General features: G+C 71.1%; 19 protein-coding genes and 2 pseudogenes. 6 read left to right on the top strand and 15 right to left on the bottom strand.

Annotated features, from left to right (window positions below; translation table 11 throughout):
* Nucleotides 1-7: 7 nt before the first annotated feature.
* The 3 genes from ACFV9J_RS30290 to ACFV9J_RS30280 all read left to right on the top strand — a co-directional run bounded on the left by ACFV9J_RS30290 (nucleotide 8) and on the right by ACFV9J_RS30280 (nucleotide 1650).
* The gene (locus tag ACFV9J_RS30290) at nucleotides 8-421 is read left to right on the top strand and encodes a roadblock/LC7 domain-containing protein (RefSeq protein WP_004983065.1); all 414 of its coding nucleotides are present in this window, start codon (nucleotides 8-10) and stop codon (nucleotides 419-421) included.
* Nucleotides 422-515: 94 nt separating this feature from the next.
* Nucleotides 516-1088, top strand: a complete 573-nt coding sequence (locus ACFV9J_RS30285) for a DUF742 domain-containing protein (protein ID WP_030188513.1) — start codon at nucleotides 516-518, stop codon at nucleotides 1086-1088.
* A complete protein-coding gene (locus ACFV9J_RS30280; RefSeq protein ID WP_030216560.1) occupies nucleotides 1069-1650 on the top strand; it encodes an ATP/GTP-binding protein in 582 nt (193 codons plus the stop codon). The genes ACFV9J_RS30285 and ACFV9J_RS30280 overlap by 20 nt, the downstream gene beginning before the upstream one ends.
* A gap of 346 nt (nucleotides 1651-1996) precedes the next feature.
* On the opposite strand, the gene ACFV9J_RS30275 is transcribed toward ACFV9J_RS30280, so the two are convergent.
* The 3 genes from ACFV9J_RS30275 to ACFV9J_RS30265 all read right to left on the bottom strand — a co-directional run bounded on the left by ACFV9J_RS30275 (nucleotide 1997) and on the right by ACFV9J_RS30265 (nucleotide 6280).
* On the bottom strand, nucleotides 1997-2194 hold the full coding sequence (locus ACFV9J_RS30275) for an acyl-CoA carboxylase epsilon subunit (RefSeq protein ID WP_385359322.1): 198 nt from the start codon (nucleotides 2192-2194) through the stop codon (nucleotides 1997-1999).
* 17 nt (nucleotides 2195-2211) lie between these two features.
* A complete protein-coding gene (locus ACFV9J_RS30270; RefSeq protein WP_385359320.1) occupies nucleotides 2212-3795 on the bottom strand; it encodes an acyl-CoA carboxylase subunit beta in 1584 nt (527 codons plus the stop codon).
* A gap of 154 nt (nucleotides 3796-3949) precedes the next feature.
* Nucleotides 3950-6280 (bottom strand): polysaccharide lyase 8 family protein, encoded by a 2331-nt coding sequence (locus ACFV9J_RS30265; protein ID WP_385359329.1) that lies wholly within the window; start codon nucleotides 6278-6280, stop codon nucleotides 3950-3952.
* A 150-nt stretch (nucleotides 6281-6430) separates the two neighbouring features.
* On the opposite strand from ACFV9J_RS30265, the gene ACFV9J_RS30260 reads away from it, so the two are divergent.
* On the top strand, nucleotides 6431-6988 hold the full coding sequence (locus tag ACFV9J_RS30260) for a YceI family protein (protein ID WP_385359318.1): 558 nt from the start codon (nucleotides 6431-6433) through the stop codon (nucleotides 6986-6988).
* Nucleotides 6989-7073: 85 nt separating this feature from the next.
* Here ACFV9J_RS30260 and ACFV9J_RS30255 read toward each other — a convergent pair whose 3' ends face one another.
* Nucleotides 7074-7673, bottom strand: a complete 600-nt coding sequence (locus ACFV9J_RS30255) for a TetR/AcrR family transcriptional regulator (RefSeq protein WP_385359316.1) — start codon at nucleotides 7671-7673, stop codon at nucleotides 7074-7076.
* Between the two features lie 76 nt (nucleotides 7674-7749).
* Between ACFV9J_RS30255 and ACFV9J_RS30250 the strand changes: the two genes are divergently transcribed.
* Nucleotides 7750-8745, top strand: a complete 996-nt coding sequence (locus ACFV9J_RS30250; RefSeq protein WP_385359314.1) for a DMT family transporter — start codon at nucleotides 7750-7752, stop codon at nucleotides 8743-8745.
* Between the two features lie 17 nt (nucleotides 8746-8762).
* Here the strand turns inward: ACFV9J_RS30250 and ACFV9J_RS30245 are convergent, their stop codons facing one another.
* The 6 genes and pseudogenes from ACFV9J_RS30245 to ACFV9J_RS30220 all read right to left on the bottom strand — a co-directional run.
* Complete coding sequence (locus ACFV9J_RS30245; RefSeq protein ID WP_385359312.1) at nucleotides 8763-10115, bottom strand: hypothetical protein; 1353 nt, start codon at nucleotides 10113-10115, stop codon at nucleotides 8763-8765.
* A gap of 64 nt (nucleotides 10116-10179) precedes the next feature.
* The gene (gene cimA / locus ACFV9J_RS30240; protein WP_385359310.1) at nucleotides 10180-11784 is read right to left on the bottom strand and encodes a citramalate synthase; all 1605 of its coding nucleotides are present in this window, start codon (nucleotides 11782-11784) and stop codon (nucleotides 10180-10182) included.
* 315 nt (nucleotides 11785-12099) lie between these two features.
* Nucleotides 12100-12702 carry a TetR/AcrR family transcriptional regulator gene (locus ACFV9J_RS30235; RefSeq protein ID WP_385359308.1) on the bottom strand — a complete coding sequence of 201 codons (603 nt, stop codon included), beginning with the start codon at nucleotides 12700-12702 and terminating at the stop codon, nucleotides 12100-12102.
* A gap of 124 nt (nucleotides 12703-12826) precedes the next feature.
* Nucleotides 12827-14281, bottom strand: a complete 1455-nt coding sequence (tnpB, locus tag ACFV9J_RS30230) for an IS607 family element RNA-guided endonuclease TnpB (RefSeq protein WP_385359306.1) — start codon at nucleotides 14279-14281, stop codon at nucleotides 12827-12829.
* Entirely contained in the window at nucleotides 14278-14862 is a 585-nt protein-coding gene (locus ACFV9J_RS30225; RefSeq protein WP_385359304.1) for an IS607 family transposase, read from the bottom strand. Before ACFV9J_RS30225 ends, tnpB begins: the two co-directional genes overlap by 4 nt.
* Before the next feature lie 4 nt (nucleotides 14863-14866).
* A pseudogene (locus tag ACFV9J_RS30220) lies at nucleotides 14867-15322 on the bottom strand (agmatine deiminase family protein); the annotation flags it as partial.
* Here ACFV9J_RS30220 and ACFV9J_RS30215 point away from each other — a divergent pair.
* Nucleotides 15308-15514, top strand: a pseudogene (locus ACFV9J_RS30215) (cytosine permease); the annotation flags it as partial. The pseudogenes ACFV9J_RS30220 and ACFV9J_RS30215 sit on opposite strands and share 15 nt — an antisense overlap.
* A gap of 80 nt (nucleotides 15515-15594) precedes the next feature.
* Here ACFV9J_RS30215 and ACFV9J_RS30210 read toward each other — a convergent pair.
* From ACFV9J_RS30210 to ACFV9J_RS30190, 5 genes are all read right to left on the bottom strand, one after another.
* Nucleotides 15595-16683 (bottom strand): branched-chain amino acid aminotransferase, encoded by a 1089-nt coding sequence (locus ACFV9J_RS30210; RefSeq protein ID WP_385359302.1) that lies wholly within the window; start codon nucleotides 16681-16683, stop codon nucleotides 15595-15597.
* A 261-nt stretch (nucleotides 16684-16944) separates the two neighbouring features.
* Entirely contained in the window at nucleotides 16945-17988 is a 1044-nt protein-coding gene (locus tag ACFV9J_RS30205) for a 3-isopropylmalate dehydrogenase (RefSeq protein ID WP_385359299.1), read from the bottom strand.
* A gap of 75 nt (nucleotides 17989-18063) precedes the next feature.
* Nucleotides 18064-18195: a hypothetical protein gene (locus ACFV9J_RS30200; protein ID WP_011030289.1), complete on the bottom strand. Its 132-nt coding sequence runs from the start codon at nucleotides 18193-18195 to the stop codon at nucleotides 18064-18066.
* Nucleotides 18196-18503: 308 nt separating this feature from the next.
* Entirely contained in the window at nucleotides 18504-20144 is a 1641-nt protein-coding gene (pruA, locus tag ACFV9J_RS30195) for an L-glutamate gamma-semialdehyde dehydrogenase (protein WP_385359297.1), read from the bottom strand.
* A 267-nt stretch (nucleotides 20145-20411) separates the two neighbouring features.
* The gene (locus ACFV9J_RS30190; protein ID WP_385359294.1) at nucleotides 20412-21338 is read right to left on the bottom strand and encodes a proline dehydrogenase family protein; all 927 of its coding nucleotides are present in this window, start codon (nucleotides 21336-21338) and stop codon (nucleotides 20412-20414) included.
* Between the last annotated feature and the right edge of the window lie 49 nt (nucleotides 21339-21387).

Raw genomic sequence — 21387 nt, 5'->3', positions numbered from 1 at the left:
GAGCCCGATGAGCCAGGCGGCGCAGAACCTGAACTGGTTGATCACCAACTTCGTGGACAACACCCCGGGGGTGTCCCACACGGTGGTGGTCTCCGCCGACGGACTCCTTCTGGCGATGTCCGAAGGGTTCCCCCGCGACCGAGCCGATCAGCTCGCGGCCGTCGCCTCCGGCCTGACCTCGCTGACCGCCGGTGCCTCGCGCATCTTCGAGGGCGGCAGCGTGAACCAGACGGTTGTGGAGATGGAGCGCGGATTCCTCTTCATCATGTCCATCTCCGACGGCTCGTCCCTCGCGGTTCTCGCACACCCCGAGGCGGACATCGGTCTCATTGGGTACGAGATGGCCCTTCTGGTGGACCGTGCCGGCACGGTTTTGACCCCCGATCTGCGGGCGGAGCTCCAAGGGAGCCTTCTCAACTAAAGGACAGACGGTGCGTTTTGGCGTCCCGTGGCCGTAAAGTTTCGGGACGCGGCTCCACAGCGATGGGTGCCAGGCACAGTCGGAGGAGGAAAAAGTGGCAACACCCCCAGGCGGTCCGTCATCGGGCAACTGGTCGTACGGCCCTGGTCAGGGCCAAGGCGACGGCTCGGCGAACGGGTACGGCTACCCCTCCGTGCCAAGCCACCGGCAGCCGTACGCGCCGCAGGGCCCCGGCCCTTCGCCGTACGACCAGCCGCATGCTCCGCGCATCCAGCCCGTGCAGCCGCAGCGCCGCACCCCTGAGCCGGCGCCCGCCGGGGCGTCGAACAACCCCCTGGTGCGCCCGTACGCCATGACGGGCGGCCGCACCAGGCCCCGGTACCAGCTCGCCATCGAGGCGCTGGTGCACACCACCGCGCAGCCGCACCAGATGCAGGGCCAGCTGCCCGAGCATCAGCGGATCTGCAACCTCTGCCGGGAGATCAAGTCGGTGGCCGAGGTCTCGGCCCTCCTGACGATCCCTCTCGGCGTGGCCAGGATCCTCGTCGCCGACTTGGCGGAGGCGGGACTGGTCGCCATCCATCAGCCCGGCGGCGACGAGAGCGCCGGCGGCCAGCCAGACGTGACACTGCTCGAAAGGGTGCTCAGTGGACTTCGCAAGCTCTAGCGGCGGTCCTTCCCGCTCCACCACTTCCGCGAAGATCGTGGTGGCGGGCGGCTTCGGCGTGGGCAAGACCACGTTCGTCGGCGCTGTCTCGGAGATCAATCCGCTGCGCACCGAGGCCGTGATGACATCCGCGTCCGCGGGCATCGACGACCTCACCCATACGGGGGACAAGACGACCACGACGGTCGCCATGGACTTCGGCCGCATCACGCTCGACCAGGACCTGATCCTGTACCTCTTCGGTACGCCCGGCCAGGACCGGTTCTGGTTCATGTGGGACGACCTGGTGCGCGGCGCCATCGGGGCGATCGTCCTGGTCGACACGAGGCGTCTGGCCGACTGCTTCCCGGCCGTCGACTACTTCGAGAACAGCGGTCTGCCGTTCGTCATCGCGCTGAACGGCTTCGACGGGCAGCAGCCCTACCAGCCGGACGAGGTGCGCGAGGCCCTCCAGATCGGCCCGGACACCCCGATCATCACGACGGACGCGCGGCACCGCGCCGACGCGAAGTCCGCGCTCATCACTCTCGTGGAGCACGCCCTGATGGCCCGCCTGCGCTGACCCTGCCCCTGCGGGCAGTCGTGCCGCCGCCTCCCCCGCCCCGCCTGCGGGCAGTCGTGCCGCCGCCTCCCCCGCCCCGCCTGCGGGCAGTCGTGCCGCCGCCTCCCCCGCCCCGCCTGCGGGCAGTCGTGCCGCTGGGGCGGCACGGGTGGGCGCAGGCGGCACCCCGTCAGCGCCGGGTTGCGCGACGCCCCCTGCGGCCACTGGGCTGCCGGGGGCGGTTTCGTTGCCGGGTGCGGGCAGTACGTGGCTGGTCGCGCAGTTCCCCGCGCCCCTGGGGCGTTCACCGAGCCCGGCGCAACAAGAGAGGCCCCTCCGAGTGGAGGGGCCTCTCTTGTTGCTCAGGTCAGCGCCAGCTGTGCGGTGCCCTGAAACCCGGCTCGCGCTCCAGGCGGCGCCAGCCCGCGCGGGCGTGGCCGCCGCCGTGGGTCGGCGCGATCTCGGCGGGGCGGGCGGCCGCGCGGGCCAGGAGGAGGGCCGTGATGGCGGCGACTTCCTCGGGCTCGGCGTGGCCCTTCTCGACGCGGATGTCGGCAGTGGACATGGAAGTGGCTCCTCGGGTCACTGCGGCGGGTTGCCGTGCTTGCGGGAGGGCAGGTCGGCGTGCTTGGTGTGGAGCATCGCCAGGGACTTGATCAGCACCTCGCGGGTCTCGGCGGGGTCGACGACGTCGTCGACCAGGCCGCGTTCGGCCGCGTAGTAGGGGTGCATCAGCTCGGACTTGTACTCCTTGACCATGCGCGCCCGCATGGCCTCGGGGTCCTCGGCGTCGGCGATCTGCCGGCGGAAGATGACGTTCGCGGCACCTTCCGCGCCCATGACGGCGATCTCGTTGGTCGGCCAGGCGTAGGTGAGGTCGGCGCCGATGGACTGGCTGTCCATGACGATGTAAGCACCTCCGTACGCCTTGCGCAGGATCAGCGAGATCCGGGGCACGGTCGCGTTGCAGTAGGCGTAGAGGAGCTTGGCGCCGTGGCGGATGATGCCGCCGTGCTCCTGGTCGACGCCGGGCAGGAAGCCGGGTACGTCCAGAAGGGTGATGATCGGGATGTTGAAGGCGTCGCACATCTGGACGAAGCGGGCCGCCTTCTCCGACGCCTCGATGTCCAGGACGCCGGCCAGGGCCTGCGGCTGGTTGGCGACGATGCCGACGACCTGCCCGTCGAGGCGGGCCAGCGCGCAGATGATGTTGCGGGCCCAGCGCTCGTGGACCTCCAGGTACTCGCCCTCGTCGACGAGTTCCTCGATGACCTTGGTCATGTCGTACGGGCGGTTGCCGTCCGCCGGGACCAGGTCGAGGAGCGTGTCCGAGCGACGGTCCACGGGGTCGGAGGACTCGGCGCGGGGCGGGTTCTCCCGGTTGTTCTGCGGGAGCAGGGAGAGGAGGTAGCGGACCTCGGCGAGGCAGGTCTCCTCGTCGTCGTAGGCGAAGTGGCACACGCCGGACGTCTCGGCGTGCACGTCGGCGCCGCCCAGGCCGTTCTGCGTGATCTCCTCGCCGGTGACCGCCTTGACGACGTCCGGGCCCGTGATGAACATCTGCGAGGTGTCGCGGACCATGAAGACGAAGTCGGTCAGGGCGGGGCTGTAGGCCGCGCCGCCCGCGCAGGGGCCGAGCATCACGCTGATCTGCGGGATGACGCCGGACGCCTTGGTGTTGCGCTGGAAGATGCCGCCGTATCCGGCGAGCGCGCTGACGCCCTCCTGGATACGGGCGCCGGCGCCGTCGTTCAGCGACACCAGCGGGGCACCGGCCGCGATGGCCATGTCCATGATCTTGTGGATCTTCGTGGCGTGGGCCTCGCCCAGCGCGCCGCCGAAGATCCGGAAGTCGTGGGCGTAGACGAAGACCGTGCGGCCCTCGACCGTGCCCCAGCCGGTGATGACACCGTCGGTGTACGGCTTCTTGGCCTCCAGGCCGAACCCGGTCGCCCGGTGCCGGCGCAGCTGCTCGACCTCGCGGAAGGAGTCGGGGTCCAGGAGCAGCTCGATGCGCTCACGTGCCGTCAGCTTGCCCTTGGCGTGCTGCGCCGCGGTCGCCTTCTCGCTCGGCCCGGCGAGCGCCTGCGCACGGATCCCGTGCAGCTCGGCCACGCGTCCACGCGCGTCCGTCGGCTCGCCCGGCGCCTCATCCAAAACGGTCATGTAGCGACTCTACGAAGCCGACCAAGGATTGCGAGCCGTCGACTCCGTACAGTCTCCGGCCCGTTTTCCTGGTAGCACCGAACAGAACTCCCACCCCGTGCAGCGCTTCCGACTGCTCAGAGGGCCTCTGACTTGTAGAGGTCGCACAAAGCCGTCAGCTGAGAGTCACCTCACATTCATGGGTGGTACATACCACCCCTGGAGTGACGCGGAGGTGCAGTCGGCGGCCCGTCGCGAGGATCTCGACCGTCTCGTCGGCCCGCAGCACCGCTCCCACCGGGTGGTCCCAGACGATCTCCAGGGGCTCTCCCGTGCGCGGCGGTTCGCTCACCCGGAGCGTAGCGGTACGGCCCCGGCGGCGGACGAGCACACTCGCCCCGGCCGTCGTGGTGAGCGGGCCCGCGGTGCCGGCCTGCCAGAAGTTGGCGGCCGTCAGACCGAGGGAGGGGACGGTCACCGCCTGGCGGCGGTCGTCGTTGGCGAGGACGGTGAGCCAGTGGCGGTCCGCGGCGCGGCGGGCGAGGGCCGCCCGGGAGGCGCCCGGCATGACGGTGTAGACGTAGTCGGCGCCGGCCGGGTCGGTGCCGTGGTCGAGCCAGAGGGTCTGCCAGCGGCGGGTGCGGCGCTCGGTCGTGCTGGTGGTGTTGATGTCGGACCAGGCTCCGGTGCGGTCCTCGCGCAGGGTCCGCAGGGCCCCCTCGGGCACGATCCAGCCGCCGTGGCCCTCCAGGTGGGCCCAGTGCCGGCCGCGTACGAGGGCCTGGGTGCCGCCCTCCCCCAGGTTGCGGTTGTCCACGACCGTCTCGACCGGTACGCCGTCCGCGCACGTGATGCCGGCGCCCAGGCAGACCACGGCGTCGTCGAGGAAGAACCAGGACTTGCGGGCCTCCAGTGTGGAGCCGAGCCCCTTGAGGTGCTGGCCCACGGCCGCGTACGCGCCGTCGGTCGCGCCGCCGACCCATCGCACGTCCGGTTTGGGTTCGCCCCACTCGCCGCCCGCCCGGTCGGCGAGGCGCTTGGTGGAGACGGTGGTGCCGGGCAGCCGGTACCAGTCGACGGTGGGCCAGAACCAGTCCGTGTACTGATCCGCGGCGGTCCCGTTCGCCCACCAGGTGAGCATGCCCGCGCCGGTGTGCCAGCCGCGCGGGTTCTCGCCGTTGCCGCACTCGTAGTGGGCGATGCGGTCACTGGCCATGGCGAGGCCCGCGGTGAAGGCGGGGCGGCGGTGGACGGCGCGGTCCATGGCCGCGAAGAGGTGGTGCCCGGCGGGTTCGGGGACGGCCTCGCCGGGGGCGTCGGCGATCGCGTGCAGCCGGGCCAGGTCGGCGACCGGGAACTGGGGCGCGGTCAGGATCGGGGTGACGGTGTCCCGTTCGGTCCAGCCCTTGATCCGGGCGTACCAGCGCTCCCGCTCGGCGTCGCTCGCCCCGCCCGCGAGGACCGCCATGGCGGCGACGAGCTGCTGGCCGTGGAAGTGGTCGCTGCGCATGACGTGCAGGTCGTCGCTCTTGAGGTAGCCCCGGCTGATGGCCCGCCCGTTGACGACGTCCATGACGAGGCCGTCGTGGATCAGGGGTGCGTAGGCATGTTCGACGCTGTCGAGGACGATCTGCCTGCCCGGGTCGGTCACCTCCCACTCGGAGCCGGCCAGCAGGGTGAACAGCCGGCCGAGGCCGTCCAGCATGACCTGGCCGTACGTCCCCGAGTAGGCGACCCAGGTGTGCTGGACGAACGAGCCGTCGGCGTAGAGCCCGTCCCCCTCGGTGACGTACGGGAAGACCGGCGAGAGGGCGTCGCGGGCCAGGGCGAGCTTGTCCGGCGCCCGGCCGAGGACGCCGCGCAGGGCGACGGAGCGGCACAGGTCGACGCGGTTGGCGCCGGTGGAGGTGCCGGTGTAGTCGCCGAGCATGGCGTCGGGGACGAAGTGGTCGACGGCGGCGCAGGCGGCGGCCACGCGGTCGGCGCCGAGGTGGTCGTGGAGGGCGGCCGTGATGTCCATCAGGAGCCGGGGGCTGCCGATCTGCCATTCCCACCAGTTGCCGTAGCGGGTGGTGGCCGGGTTGTAGACGGTGGCCGAGAGATGGTCGAGGCCGCGCAGGATGTCGGCGAGGAGGGCGGGGTCGCCGGTGGCGCCGGTGCCCTCCTGCACGTACGCCTCGGTCATCGTCCACAGGCGGCCGTAGGCGAAGGTGATGCCGGCCGGCGGGTCGAAGGGGTGGCCGGGCCACAGGGAGGTGGGGGTGGGGGCCATGGTGGCGCGGTGCTCGCGGGCGCGCTCGCCGGTCTCGGCGAGGCGGGAGGCGTACGGCTCGGCCGCCGGGTCGTAGCCGGTGCCGAGGGCGATGTCGAGCCAGCGGCGGCGGAGGGCGTCGTAGGGGTCGGCGGTGGCGGCCGCGGCTCGGGGGACGGCGGTGAGGGCGGCGGCGGCCGCCGCGGCGAGCAGGACCGCGCGGCGGGTGGGGGCGGTGGGGCGCTGTGGGGTCATGCTCATGCCGTTTATCACGCCTGGAGGCGGAGGGGAACGGTGCCGCAACACGTGCGGCGCGGGTGGTTGATGGCGGCGCGGAATAGCCCTAGAGTCGAGACCGTTGGACTGGTTGAACATTCAACTTCAACGCCTTCCTCGGAGGACACCATGACCACCACCCCCGACCTCTCCACGCTGACCGGCGACTACACCGTCGACCCGGCCCACACGACGATCGGCTTCACCGCGCGCCACGCGATGGTCACCAACGTCAAGGGCAAGTTCCTCGACTTCACCGGCACGCTGCACCTGGACGGCACCGACCCGTCCCGCTCCACGGCGTCCCTGGACATCACGATGGACAGCATCGACACGGGTTCCCCCGACCGTGACGGCCACCTGAAGAGCTCGGACTTCTTCAACACGGGCGAGCACCCGACGATGACCTTCCGCTCCACCGGCGCGGAGTCCCTGGGCGGCGACGACTACCGCATCACCGGTGACCTGTCGATCCTCGGCACGACCAAGCCGCTCACCATCGACCTGGAGTTCAACGGCGCCGCCAAGGACCCGTTCGGCAACGAGCGCGTCGGCTTCGAGGGCAAGGCGGAGATCAAGCGCTCGGAGTGGGGGCTCACCTGGAACGCGGCCCTGGAGACGGGCGGCGTACTGGTCTCCGACAAGATCAAGCTGAACTTCGACATCTCGGCGATCAGGCAGGCCTGACGTCCCGCGACCGTCGACGGCGAGGAGCGCTGTGGCGGGCGGCATGCGCGCACCGTAGCGCCGCCGCCCGCGGCCGCCGCCCGTCTCACCCGTCCAGCAGCTCCCGCACCTGGTCGAGGGCGGCACCGAAGGGGTCGGGGAGGACGCCCACCCCGTGGGAGACCAGCGCCCCCTCGTGCAGCAGCATGAGCGTCCGCGCCAGCCGGTCGGCACCGGCCGCGTCGATGTCCCGGGCCAGACCGGTGAACAGGTCGAGCATCCACCGCTTCTGCCCGGTGATGACCGGGTACGCCGGATGGCCCGGATCACTGATCTCCGCGTGCGCGTTGATCATGCTGCACCCCTTGGCCCCGTACCGCCGCGACCACGCGCGCGACGCCTCGAAGACGGCCACCACCCGGGCGGCGGGTCCCTCCCCCGCCGTCGCCAGCCGCCCGGCGAGCAGTTCCCGCCAGCGCTCGTCGCGTCCGGCCAGGTACTCGACGACGATCTGCTCCTTCGAGCCGAAGCGGTCGTACAGCGTCTTCTTGGTCACCCCGGCCTCGGCGGCGATGGTGTCCACGCCGACGGCGTGGATGCCGTGCTCGTAGAACAGCCGCTCTGCGGCTGCCAGCACCCGTCGCGCGCCGGGCGTCATCCGGACGCGGCGCGGTTTCGCTTCCGGACCCATCACCTCTGCACCCATGCCGATGAGTATACCGGTCTGTATAGTGGGCACCCAAGATGAGTAAACCGATCTGTCTACTCTGGATGGGGTCGACGTGAACGTCCTACTCTCGGCCGCCTTCGTGCTGTGCTGGAGCTCCGGCTTCATCGGCGCCAAGCTCGGTGCTCAGACCGCGGCCACACCCACCCTCCTGATGTGGCGCTTCCTGCCGCTCGCCGTGGCCCTGGTCGCCGCGGCGGCCGTTTCCCGGGCCGCCTGGCGGGGCCTGACACCGCGGGTCGCCGGCCGGCAGATCGCCATCGGCGCGCTGTCGCAGAGCGGCTATCTGCTCAGCGTCTACTACGCCATCGAGCTCGGCGTCTCCAGCGGCACCACCGCCCTGATCGACGGCGTCCAGCCACTCGTCGCCGGCGCGCTCGCCGGTCCCCTGCTGCGCCAGTACGTCTCGCGCGGGCAGTGGCTCGGACTGTGGCTGGGGCTGTCGGGGGTGGCCACGGTGACGGTCGCCGACGCCGGGGCGGCGGGCGCGGAGGTGGCCTGGTGGGCGTATCTCGTCCCGTTCCTCGGCATGCTGTCGCTGGTGGCGGCCACCTTCCTGGAGGGCCGCACACGGGTGCCGGTCGCGCCCCGCGTCGCCCTGACGATCCACTGTGCGACCAGCGCCGTCCTCTTCTCCGGACTGGCCCTGGGCCTCGGGGCGGCGGCACCGCCGGCCGGTTCCTCGTTCTGGCTGGCGACCGCCTGGCTGGTGGTCCTGCCGACCTTCGGCGGCTACGGCCTGTACTGGCTGATCCTGCGCCGGTCCGGCATCACCGAGGTCAACACCCTCATGTTCCTGATGGCCCCGGTCACGGCCGTGTGGGGCGCCCTCATGTTCGGTGAGCCGTTCGGCGTCCAGACCGCCCTCGGCCTGGCGGTCGGCCTCGTGGCCGTGGCCGTCGTCCGGCGCGGGAGCGGCGCGCACCGGGGGCGGCCCGTGCGGTCCGGCACGGACCGTCCGGCGGTCGGGGAGCCGACGGCGGACAGGCCGGTGGACAGGCCGACGGCGGACAGGCTGACGACGGGCAGGCCGACGGCCGACAGGCGCTGAGACCCGTCGCGGGCGCCTCAGAAGCCGCCGCCGAAGTCCCCTCCGCCGCCGAAGCCGCCGCCACCGCCGAAGTCACCGCCGCCGAAGCCGCCCCCGAAGTCGCCGGGATCGAAGTCGCCGCCCGAGACGTCGCCGCCCTCGTGGCCGCCGAAGTCTCCGTACCCGGTGCCGTAACCGGCTCCGTAGGCGGGGCCCGCCATCATGCCGCCGAGCATGGTGCCGACCAGCAGGCCGGGCAGGATGCCGGCGCCGAAGTAGCCGCCCGCCCAGGGGCCGTAGGCCGGGCCCGCGTCCCAGTAGGGGCGGCGGCCCTGGTCGGTGTCCACCTCGCGGATCATCGGGTCCCGCCCGTCGGACAGCCGGGCCCGGTCGGCGGCGCAGACCGGGACCTGGCGGGTGGTGCCGCCCGGCGGGGTCCAGGTGGCGTCGGCGACCGAAGGGCCGTGGCGCGGGTCGAAGAAACAGGGCGGACGGCGTTCGGGCAGCGCCCTGCCCTCGCGGCGGGCGGCGAGCTGCGCGAGCGAGAAGCGCCCGTCCTCCACCGCCTGGGTGACGGCACGCACGTCCTCCGGTTTGCGGGCGTCGGCCATGTACGTCTTGGCCTGCTCGTAGGCGTCCAGGGCACGTTCGTAGTCGGCCCGCATCGCGTCGTCGGCGCCCGGTTCCCCGGGGTAGAAGTCCAGGCGGTCCAGCTCCTCGCCGAACGCCGTGATGTCCTCGTCGACCACCACCCGCAGCCGCTCCAGCGCCACCCGCTGCTCCTCCTCGCGGCGGTGGCGGTTGCGCCGGGAGAGCGCGTAGACGCCCGTGCCGCCGACCACCACCACCGCGCCCGCGGTGATCAGGGCGCCGGTGGGCGCGGAGCCGCCGCCGGAGTCCCAGGACGAGGGGGCGGAGCCGCGCACGCTGCGCAGCGCGTCGTCGACGAAGTCGTTCAGCTGGGCCTTGGGATCGCCCGCGCCCTGGACGGCGGTGACCAGGTTGTGCACGCCCTGGCGGCTCAGCACGCTGCTGTCGGCGCGGGCGTCGAAGCGGTCGCCGAGGCGGACGCCGTACAGACCGGTGATGCCGGTCTCGGTGCGGAGGTTCTGGAAGAGGTTCTCGGTCGGGTAGCCGTCCGGGAGGACCGCCACGAAGACCGGTTCGCCCGCGTCCTCGATCTTGTCGGCGAGCGCGTCCGCGTCCGACTCGGACAGCAGGTCGGAAGCGGCCGGGTCCACGTACACCGGACTCTCGCGCAGGGCCGCGCCGATCTCGGAGACACCGGTCTCCGCCTGCGCGCCGGGCGCACCGGCGAGCAGCACCGCCAGCGCGGCGACGACCGGCGCGACCAGGAGGCGTATGAGGACTTGCGCACGAACGCCCTTCATACGTTCGAACTTACCCGAATGGACCTCAATCAGACATAAAGAGTGGATCCAGTAACCGCCCCGCTCACTCGGCGGGCGCGACCCCGGCCCGCAGCAGCCCGTACGTGTACGCGTCCTCCAGGGCCTGCCAGGAGGCGGCGATGACGTTCTCCGCGACGCCCACCGTGGCCCACTCCCCCGTGCCGTCGGACGTGGAGATGAGCACCCTGGTGGTGGACTGGGTGCCGTGCACGCCCTCCAGGATGCGGACCTTGTAGTCGACCAGGTCGAGCTTGGCCAGCTCGGGGTAGATCTTCTCCAGGGCGACACGCAGGGACCGGTCGAGGGCGTTGACCGGGCCGTTGCCCTCGGCGGTGGCGACGATGCGCTCGCCCTTGGCCCAGAGCTTGACCGTGGCCTCGTTGGCGTGGCTGCCGTCGGGGCGGTCCTCGGTGATCGCGCGCCAGGACTCGACGTCGAAGTACTTCAGCGGCCTGCCCTCGGCCTCGGCGCGCAGCAGCAGCTCGAAGCTGGCGTCGGCGGCCTCGTAGGTGTAGCCCGCCAGCTCGCGCTCCTTGACCCGCTCGACGACCCGGCCGACCAGCTCGCGGTCGCCGCCGAGGTCGATGCCGAGTTCCTTGCCCTTCAGCTCGATGGAGGCACGTCCTGCCATGTCGGAGACCAGCATCCGCATGGTGTTGCCGACCAGCTCGGGGTCGATGTGCTGGTAGAGGTCCGGGTCGACCTTGATCGCGGAGGCGTGCAGGCCGGCCTTGTGGGCGAAGGCGGAGACGCCCACGTAGGGCTGGTGGGTGGAGGGGGTGAGGTTGACGACCTCGGCGATGGCGTGGGAGATGCGGGTCATCTCGCGCAGGCGGCCCTCGGGCAGCACCTGCTTGCCGTACTTCAGCTCCAGGGCGGCCACGACCGGGAACAGGTTGGCGTTGCCGACCCGCTCGCCGTAGCCGTTGGCCGTGCACTGGACGTGGGTCGCGCCCGCGTCGACGGCGGCGAGCGTGTTGGCGACGGCGCAGCCGGTGTCGTCCTGGGCGTGGATGCCGAGCCGGGCGCCGGTGTCGGCCAGCACCGTGGCGACCACCGCCTGGATCTGCGCCGGGAGCATGCCGCCGTTGGTGTCGCACAGGATGACGACGTCGGCACCGGCCTCGGAGGCGGTGCGCACGACCGCCTTCGCGTACTCGGGGTTGGCGCGGTAGCCGTCGAAGAAGTGCTCGCAGTCGACGAAGACCCGGCGGCCCTGGGCCTTCAGGTGGGAGACCGTGTCGGCGACCATCGCCAGGTTCTCGTCCAGCGTGGTGCGCAGGGCCAGTTCGACGTGCCGGTCGTGCGACTTGGCGACCAGGGTGATCACCTGGGCGCCGGAGTCGAGCAGCGCCTTGACCTGGTGGTCCTCGGCGGCGGTGGCGCCCGCGCGGCGGGTGGAGCCGAAGGCGACCAGCTGGGCGTGCCGGAAGTCGATCTCCTGCTGGGCGCGGGCGAAGAACTCGGTGTCCCGCGGGTTGGCGCCGGGCCAGCCGCCCTCGATGAAGCCCACACCGAAGTCGTCCAGGTGCCGTGCGATGGCCAGCTTGTCCGCGACCGTGAGGTTGATGCCCTCGCGCTGCGCGCCGTCCCGCAGAGTGGTGTCGAAGACGTGGAACGAATCGTCGAGTTCGCTGGTTGCGGTCATGATCTGAAGGCTCCTGTTGGGGATCTCGGTCTACCGGAATGACCGGTTCCACCGTCCGTCTATGATCCCTCGCGCTCTCTTCCCGGCTCGGGTGGGCCAGGAAAGCGAAAAACCTCTCGCGGGTGCGAGAGGTCTGCGCGCGGGTCGAGGACGACGGTGTCCACCCGTACCTGGTCGTACGTGGTGGTCACTGCGGACCGGCGCGCCTGCTGCCAATAATCATGGCGAACGAGAGCACGGTGGCAGTCTGGCACATTCCGTCCCCCTGTCCATCGCCCGTCTCAGGATGCGAACGGCGACCGTCCGCGGGCGGACTCAGTCCCGCCCGTAGAGGCCGTCCGCCAGGAAGTCCCGTACGTGACCGAGCACCTGCGCCCGGTCCGTCCCCCGCAGTCCGATCGCCACGTGGATGGCGAAGCCGTCGAGGAGTGCCCGCAGCCGGGACGCGAAGCGGTCCGGGTCCACGGCGCGGAACTCGCCGCGCGAGATGCCCTCGGCGAGCAGGGCGGCCAGGTCGCGGTGCCAGGCGCCCTCGATGGCGGCCTGCCGGTCGCGGGCCTCGTCGGGGGCGTTCTGTGAGCGGTTCCACACCTCCAGCCACAGCGTCCAGTGCGGGTCGCGGTGGCCGTCGGGGACGTACAGGTCGACGTAGGCGCCGAGGCGTTCCCGGGCGGTGCCGGGCCGGGTGAGCAGGCGGCCGCGCTCGGCGCCGAGGCGGCCCTCGCTCCACTCCAGGGTGCGCAGCAGCAGTTCGTCCTTGGAGCCGAAGTAGTACAGGAGGTGGCCGCTGCTCATGCCGACCTCGCGGCCGAGCGCCGCCATGGTGAGCTTCTCCAGTCCGCGCTCGGCGATCATCTCCATGGCGGCGGCGAGCACGTCCTCGCGCGGCGGGGCCTGCCTGCGCCCACCACCGGCCATGTGCACTCCCGGGTCTTCTAGGTCCTCGGCCGTTGCTGTTGCTGCGTGATGCAGTGGATGCCGTTACTCAGAGCCCCAGCGACTCTCAGTATTCCGGGCATTTCGGCCAGGAAGGTCCGTCTCGTCACCAGAGCGTGAGGGCTTCGGCTTGAGTACGGTCTCTCGTTTCTGTCTGCCGCTGGTGCGGCAGGGTTGCGCCACCTGCCCGCCCCGTCTCCGCCTTGTGGCGGGGGCGGGTGGTGCGGGTCTTCTGGTCGGCTCCACGAGGCTTCGACGCCGCCGGGGCGGTGTCCTGGTCTCCGGCCACTCCGGTACCAGTGGTGCTGGCTGCCGCGAGCGCGGCGAGGTTGACTGCGGCGTTGTCGTCCCGGTCGATGGCCAGGTGGCAGGCGTCGCATTCGAAGGTCCGGACGTGCAGCGGCAGCTTGGCTTTCACCGCGCCGCACCCGGAACAGGTCTTGGAGGAGGGGAACCAGCGGTCGGCGGCCAGGATGCGGCAGCCGTGGCGCTGGGTTTTGTAGGTGAGCTGGCGGCGGATCTCACCGAATCCGGCGTCGGCGATCCTGCGCGCGAGACGCCGGTTGCGGAGCATCCCGGCGACGTTGAGGTCCTCGACGACGACGGTGCCGTACTCGGCCGCCACGCTCGTGGTGAGCTTGTGCAGGGCGTCTTCGCGGAGGTTCGCGACCCGGTGATGCACCTTGTTGCGGGCGGCGTTGGCCTTCTCCCACCGCTTCGACGGCTTCTGCCCGGTCCTGCGGTCGGGGCCCCGGCGGCGGGACACGACGCGGGAGGTGCGGCGCAGCTGCTCACGCGCCCGGTCGTAGTGCCCGGGGTTGGGCACGGTGCTGATCTCGCCGGAGCTGTCGGCCATCACCGCGAGGGTCTTCACCCCGAGGTCGATACCGACCGCTGCACCGGGCCGGGCGACGCGTTCGAGGTCGCGCTTGGCCTCGGCCTGGAAGGAGACGAACCAGCGTCCGCACTCGTGCCGCACGGTCGCAGACAGGATCCGCGCCGTCCCGGCCTGGACGCGGGTGAGGAGCTTCACCGTGGGCTCATGGGTGCGGATCGCGCCCAGCCTCGGCAGCGTCACGTGCCGGCCGTCGGCGTCCACGCGGATCGCGCCGGTCGTGAACCGGCAGGACAGACGCGCCTTCCGCTTCGACTTGAACCGGGGCATGCCAGTCGCACGGCCACGGCGCTTGCCCTGCTTCGACTTCGCGTAGTTGTCGAACGCGGCGGCAGCGTTCGCGAGACCGGTGGAGTACGCCTCCTTGGAGTTCTCCTCCCACCACGCGGCGAACCTGGGGTCGGTGTGCTTGGCGGCGTTGAACGCCTTCCGCAGAGCGGGCAGCGACCACGGCCGCCACTCCGTCAGCTCCGCCTCGGGAATTCCGTAGGACTCCTCCGCGCGGCGCTGCCACCACGACGCCTCGACCCAGCCGACCGCCCAGTTGTACGCGGCCCGCGCAGCACCGCAGTGCGAGCGCAACACGCGCTCCTGGGCGGCGTTCGGGTCCAGGGCGAAACGGAACGCCTGCACCACGAACCCGGGCTGCGGCTGAAACTTCTTCACTCGGCGGCCTCGCCGGTCGCTACGGCCACCGCTCGAGCCGCCCGGTTCTTCGCCGCCCGCCGCCCGTACAGGCGCGCGCACATCGACGTCAGCACCTCGGTGATGTCCCGCACCAGGTCATCGGCGGTCTCGGCGGTCTCGGCGGGGTCGAGGACGACCAGACGCCGCCCGGACGCCGACAGGACGGCCTCCAGGTGCTCGACCCCGAACCGGGCCAGCCGGTCACGGTACTCGACCACGATCACCCCGGCCTGCGGGTCGGACAGCAGCCGGTGCAGCTTGCGTCGCCGCCCATTCAGCCCCGAACCGACCTCGGTCACGACTTCCGCGACCTGCAGGCCAAGACCAGTGGCCCCCTGGACCACGCGGGCCACCTGCCGGTCAAGGTCCGGCTTCTGGTCCGCCGACGAGACCCGGCAGTACGCCACGACCCGGCCAGACGTCTTCGAGGTGGGCTCGTCGACCAGCCACGTTCCGGATGGCGTCTGGCGCACAGGGACCGGCATACGGCCCTCTTTCGCCCACGCCCACGCGGTCTGGTAGTGCACACCGTTGCGCGCCGCCCACTCGGAAAGCTTCACACGATCAAGATAACCGATGAGAAAGACTGAGGTTCACTGATGAATCACGCAGCAGTTGGTAGCCCCCGCCACCCACGAAGATCGTACGCGCGTCCACCAGGGTCACCGTCCGCTCGGGGAACAGACGGCGGAAGATGCCCGCGGCGAGTTCGTCGTTCGGGTCGCCGAAGGCGCAGAAGACGACGCCGCCGTTGCACACGTAGTGGTTGATGTACGAGTAGTCGACCCAGTCGCCCTCCTCGTCCCTCAGGACCGTCGGTGCGGGAACCTCGACGACCTCCAGGCGGCGGCCCCTGGCGTCGGTCCGGCCGCGCAGGAGCTCCAGGTACATCTGCGAGCGCTCGTGGTCGGGGTGCCGGGGGTCGCGCTGGCTGTGCACGACGACCGTGCCGGGCCGTGCGCAGGCCGCGACGATGTCGACGTGGCCCTGGGTGCCGTACCTGCCGTAGTCACCGGCCAGGTCGGCCTGCTCCTCGCCCTCGGCCACACCGCGCTGACCGTGTGGATCGGCGGGGACGTGATGGTGGGCGTGCTCGGGCGGCTGTTCGGCCTGCCGCAGGGCGGTGCGACGTACGCCGTCGTGTACGGTCTGCTCGCCGCCGCGACCGTCGCGGGCGCGGTGTACGGGTACCGGGTGCTGCTCGCCATGTCGGAGTCGGGTGGTGGGCGGGCATAGGCCGGGGATCCGGGGGCGGAGCCCCCGGCGAGGCCCGCCCCCGCGCCGGGGTCGCGTCAGGCCAGCGTGTGCATCCACCCGTGGGTGTCCTCGGCCGTCCCCCGCTGGATGTCCAGCAGCGCGTCCCGCAGCCGCTGCGTCACCTCGCCGGTCTCGCCCCCGCTCTGCTGCCACTCGGCGCCGGCCCGCTTGACCGTGCCGACCGGCGTGATCACGGCGGCGGTCCCGCAGGCGAAGACCTCGGTGAGCGTGCCGTTCTCCGAGTCGCGCTGCCACTGGTCGACCGAGACCCGGCCCTCCTCGGCCTCGTAGCCGAGGTCGCGGGCGACGGTGAGCAGGGAGTCGCGGGTGACGCCCTCCAGGATGGAGCCGGTGAGGGACGGCGTGATGATCTTGTTTCCGTACACGAAGTACAGGTTCATGCCGCCCAGTTCCTCGACCCACTTGCGCTCGATGGCGTCGAGGTAGCAGACCTGGTCGCAGCCCTTGGTCGCCGCTTCCGCCTGCGCGAGCAGCGACGCCGCGTAGTTGCCGCCGGTCTTGGCGTCGCCCATGCCGCCGGGGACGGCGCGCACGCGGTCCTCGGAGACCCAGATGGAGACCGGCTTGACCCCGCCCGGGAAGTAGGCGCCGGCCGGGGAGGCGATGACGAGGAAGAGGTACTCGTTGGCCGGCCTGACGCCCAGGCCGACCTCGGTCGCGATCATGAACGGGCGCAGGTACAGGGACTCCTCGCCGCCGTGCGCCGGGACCCACTTCTCGTCCTGCCCGACCAGCGCGTCGCAGGCCTCGATGAAGGTGTCCACCGGAAGCTCGGGCATGCCCAGGCGGCGCGAGGACGCCTGGAAGCGGGCGCCGTTCTTCTCCGGGCGGAAGGTGGCGACGGAGCCGTCGGGCCGCCGGTAGGCCTTCAGGCCCTCGAAGATCTCCTGTGCGTAGTGCAGGACCATGGTGGCCGGGTCGAGGGAGAGCGGGGCGTACGGCACCAGCTGGCCGTCGTGCCAGCCGCGGCCCTCGGTCCACTTGATCGTCACCATGTGGTCGGTGAAGTGGCGGCCGAACCCGGGGTTGGCCAGAATCGCCGCCCGCTCGGAGTCCGAGAGCGGGTTGGCGGAGGGCTTGAGCTCGATCGTGGGCGTCGTCATGGGTGGCTGTCCTTCACCGGTTCGTATTGTGACGGGCCGCGATCACGCCCGTACGGCCGGTGGCCGGTGCTAGGACGTCCGAGCATTCCCTCAGGTCGCGGCTTCGCGTTCGATTATCGCGCGCGGCCCGCGACGGGTGAAACGGGGTGAATGCGGCCCAGGATTCGATGGTCGCACCTGGCGGACGCAGGAGAAAGCCGCCGGGTGCCTTGTTCTTCGGACCCGGCGGCTTCGAAAGGTTGGGTTTCGAGTGCGCCGGGGTCAGCCGGCTACTCGTGCGGCGAGCGCGTCGCCGATCTCGGAGGTGCTGCGGGCGGGCAGGCCGCCGCGCTCCCCGAGGTCGGTGGAGACCGCGTGCTCGATCCGGGCGGCCTCGTCCTCGTACCCGAGGTGGCGCAGCAGCAGGGCGACGGACAGGACCGTGGCGGTGGGGTCGGCCTTGCCCTGGCCGGCGATGTCCGGCGCGGAGCCGTGCACCGGCTCGAACATCGAGGGGAAGTCGCCGGACGGGTTGATGTTCCCGCTGGCGGCGACGCCGATGCCGCCGGAGACGGCCGCGGCGAGGTCGGTGATGATGTCGCCGAAGAGGTTGTCGGTGACGATCACGTCGAACCGGGCCGGGTCGGTGACCAGGAAGATGGTCGCGGCGTCGACGTGGATGTAGTCGGTGGTGACCTCGGGGAACTCCGCCGCGACCTTGTTGAAGATGTTGGTCCACAGGTGGCCCGCGAAGGTCAGCACGTTGTTCTTGTGGACCAGCGTGAGCTTCTTGCGGGGGCGGGCCTGGGCGCGGGCGAAGGCGTCGCGGACGACGCGCTCGACGCCGTAGGCGGTGTTGACGGAGACCTCGGTGGCGACCTCGTGCTCGGTGCCCTTGCGGATGGTGCCGCCGTTGCCCGTGTACGGGCCCTCGGTTCCCTCGCGGACGACGACGAAGTCGATCTCGGGCTGGCCGGCGAGCGGGGTGGCGACGCCGGGCAGGAGCTTGCTCGGCCGCAGGTTGACGTGGTGGTCGAAGGCGAAGCGGAGCTTGAGCAGGAAGCCGCGCTCCAGCACGCCGGACGGCACCGACGGGTCACCGATCGCGCCGAGCAGGATGGCGTCGTGCGTCTTGAGGGCGTCGAGGTCGGCGTCGGTGAGGGTCTCACCGGTGGCGTGGTAGCGCCGGGCGCCGAAGTCGAATTCCCTGGTCTCCAGCTTCACATCCTGCGGAAGGACGGCGGAGAGCACCTTGAGACCCTCGGCCACGACCTCCTGGCCGATGCCGTCACCGGGAATCACTGCGAGATTGAGGCTGCGAGACATGACGGCACCCTATCGCTCGTCCCACGGGATGACATGAGGCGTCCGCCATGCGGACGCCACTGTCGTCCGCGCGGCTCAGTGACCGGTGGCGCCGCCGTTGTCCCGGCGGTCGAGGGAGCGCTGGAGGGCGGCCGCGGCGTTCTTGCGGTCGGAGTCGCTGGTACGGGAGAGGTGGCGGACTCGGCGGCGGACGGTCGTCTCGGCCATGGGAATCGACTCCTTCGGCACAAAGGGAGCGCGGAAAGCGAGGGTGGTGTCAGACGCCGGAAGGGGCGGGAAGCGCGGTGCCGCAGGGGTTGCCTGCACGGGCACGGGCTCACGACCGCCATTCGCTCGATCGAGCGGGACGTTCGGCTCCTACAAAGCTAAGGGAGCGCGGAGCGTCTGTCTCCACAATTACTCGGACTTCCTACTATCTGAGACGGCCCCTTGGCTCACACCGCTGCGACCTGCGGAAAAGCCCGGCGGGGCCAGGTCGGTCGACCTGGCCCCGCCGGGCGATTCGCGCGCGGGCGTCAGCCCATGTGCGGGTACGTGTAGTCGGTCGGCGCGACCAGCGTCTCCTTGATGGCGCGGGTCAGCGTCCAGCGCATCAGGTTCTGCGGGGCACCGGCCTTGTCGTTGGTGCCGGAGGCACGGCCGCCGCCGAAGGGCTGCTGGCCGACCACGGCGCCGGTCGACTTGTCGTTGATGTAGAAGTTGCCGGCCGCGTAGCGCAGCTTCTCCATCGTGTACGCGGCCGCCGCACGGTCGCCCGAGACGACCGAGCCGGTGAGCGCGTAGTCCGAGACCGACTCCATCTGGGTCAGCATCGTGTCGTACGCGTCGTCGGCGCTGTCGTCGTACACGTGCACGGCGAGGAACGGGCCGAAGTACTCGGTGCGGAAGACCTCGTTCTCCGGGTCGGTGCACTCGACGACGGTCGGGCGGACGAAGTAGCCGACCGAGTCGTCGTAGGAGCCGCCCGCGACGATCGTGCAGGTCTCGTCCTGCTTGGCGCGGTCGATGGCGGCCTTGTTCTTGGCGAAGGACCGCTCGTCGATGACGGCGCCGACGAAGTTCGACAGGTCGGTGACGTCACCCATGGTGAGGTAGTCGACCTCGGCGGCGAACTCCTCCTTGAACCCGTCGTTCCAGATGGACGCCGGGATGTAGGCGCGCGAGGTGGCGCTGCACTTCTGGCCCTGGTACTCGAAGGCACCGCGGGTCAGCGCGGTCTTGAGCACGGCGCGGTCGGCGCTCGGGTGGGCGACGAGGAAGTCCTTGCCGCCGGTCTCGCCGACCAGGCGCGGGTAGGTGCGGTACTTCTCGATGTTGTTGCCGACCGTCTTCCACAGGTGCTGGAAGGTCTTGGTCGAGCCGGTGAAGTGGATGCCCGCCAGGTCCCGGTGCTCCAGGGCGACCTCGGAGACCGCGATGCCGTCGCCGGTGACGAGGTTGATGACGCCCTTGGGCAGCCCGGCCTCCTCCAGGAGCTGCATGAGCAGCACGGCGGCGTGGGTCTGCGTCGGGGACGGCTTCCAGACCACCACGTTGCCCATCAGGGCCGGGGCGGTGGGCAGGTTGGCCGCGATCGCGCTGAAGTTGAAGGGCGTGATCGCGTAGACGAAGCCCTCCAGCGGGCGGTGGTCCATGCGGTTCCACACGCCCTGGGAGTTGGCCGGGGGCTGCTCGGCCAGGATGTTGCGCGCGTAGTGGACGTTGAAGCGCCAGAAGTCGATCAGCTCGCAGGGGCTGTCGATCTCGGCCTGCTGGGCGGTCTTGGACTGGCCGAGCATGGTGGAGGCGGCGATGGTCTCGCGCCACGGGCCGGACAGCAGCTCGGCGGCGCGCAGGATGATCGCCGCGCGGTCGTCGAAGGACATCGCGCGCCACGCGGGGGCGGCGGCCAGGGCGGCGTCGATCGCGTCCTGGGCGTCCGCTTGCGTGGCGTTGGCGTAGGTGCCCAGGCGGGACTTGTGGTTGTGCGGCTGCACGACGTCGAAGCGCTCGCCGCCGCCCATCCGCTTCACACCACCGATGGTGCAAGGGAGGTCGACCGGGTTGTCGGCCAGCTCCTTGAGCTTGGCCTCCAGACGGGCACGCTCGGGCGAACCGGGCGCGTAGCCGTGCACCGGCTCGTTGACGGGGGTGGGGACCTGGGTCACAGCGTCCATGAGTTCGGTAACTCCTTACTGAGCGGGTTGTGCGAGCGGGTGCGGGCAGGGGGTGCCGGTTGGATCAGGTCGCAGGGAACCCGCGGCACCCTTTATTGCCGGTGAGCGGGGTCTGGTGCGTGCGGCTGCAAGGCGGAGGAGGGAGTCGACGCGATGGGGGTCCCCCCGCGCGAGCGCAGTCGAGCGTGGGGGAGTCGGCGAGTGACGACAACGCCGCAGACGTGCGTGCCAGACCCCGCGTCTGCGGCATGATCCAAGCGGCACCCCCTAGCCCTTGCTGACCATCGAGCGGGCGAAGAACCGGAGGTTCGCCGGCTTCTCCGCCAGACGGCGCATGAAGTAGCCGTACCAGTCGGTGCCGTAGGCGGTGTAGACGCGCATGCGGTGGCCCTCGGCGGCCAGCCGCAGGTGCTCGTCGCCGCGGATGCCGTACAGCATCTGGAACTCGTACTCGTCGAGCTTGCGTCCGGCCGTGCGGGCCAGCTCCTGTCCGATGGAGATCAGGCGCGGGTCGTGCGACCCGATCATCGGGTAGCCCTCGCCCTCCATCAGCGTGCGCAGGATGCGGACGTACGCCTTGTCGATCTCGTGGCGCTGCTGGTACGCGACCTCTGCGGGCTCCTTGTAGGCGCCCTTCACCAACCGTACGCGAGAGCCGCAGTCGGCGAGGCGGCGCGCGTCGGCCTCGGTGCGGAAGAGGTAGGCCTGGATGACGCAGCCGGTCTGCGGGACGTCCTTGCGCAGCTCCTCGTGGATGGCGAACATCGAGTCGAGGGTGGTGTGGTCCTCGGCGTCGAGGGTGACGGTGGTGCCGATCTCGGCGGCGGCCTCGACGACCGGGCGGACGTTGCCCAGGGCCAGCTCGTGGCCGCCGTCCAGCGCCTGGCCGAACATGGAGAGCTTGACGGACATCTCGGCGCGGGTGCCCAGCTCCAGCGGCTTGAGCCGGTCGATCAGCTCCAGGTAGGCGTCGCGGGCGGCCTCGGCCTGCGCGGGGGTGGTGATGTCCTCGCCGACGACGTCCATCGTCAGCTCCAGGCCCTGATCGGTGAGGTCCCGGACGATCGGCACGATCTGGTCGACCGTCTCGCCGGGGATGAACCGGTCGACGACCGGCTTGGTCACGGGCGCGGCCGAGACGAGACGACGCATCCGGTCGCTGCGCGACGCGGCGAGAATCACGGGACCCAGCACGGGGCACCTCCACTTACCAACCAACACAGGGGCCGCTGCCCGACGAAGG

Source organism: Streptomyces sp. NPDC059906 (assembly GCF_042730645.1).
GTDB lineage: Bacteria > Actinomycetota > Actinomycetes > Streptomycetales > Streptomycetaceae > Streptomyces > Streptomyces rubrogriseus.
The sequence above is the reverse complement of the archived record's forward strand: the minus strand, read 5'-3'. Positions and strand labels throughout refer to the sequence as shown.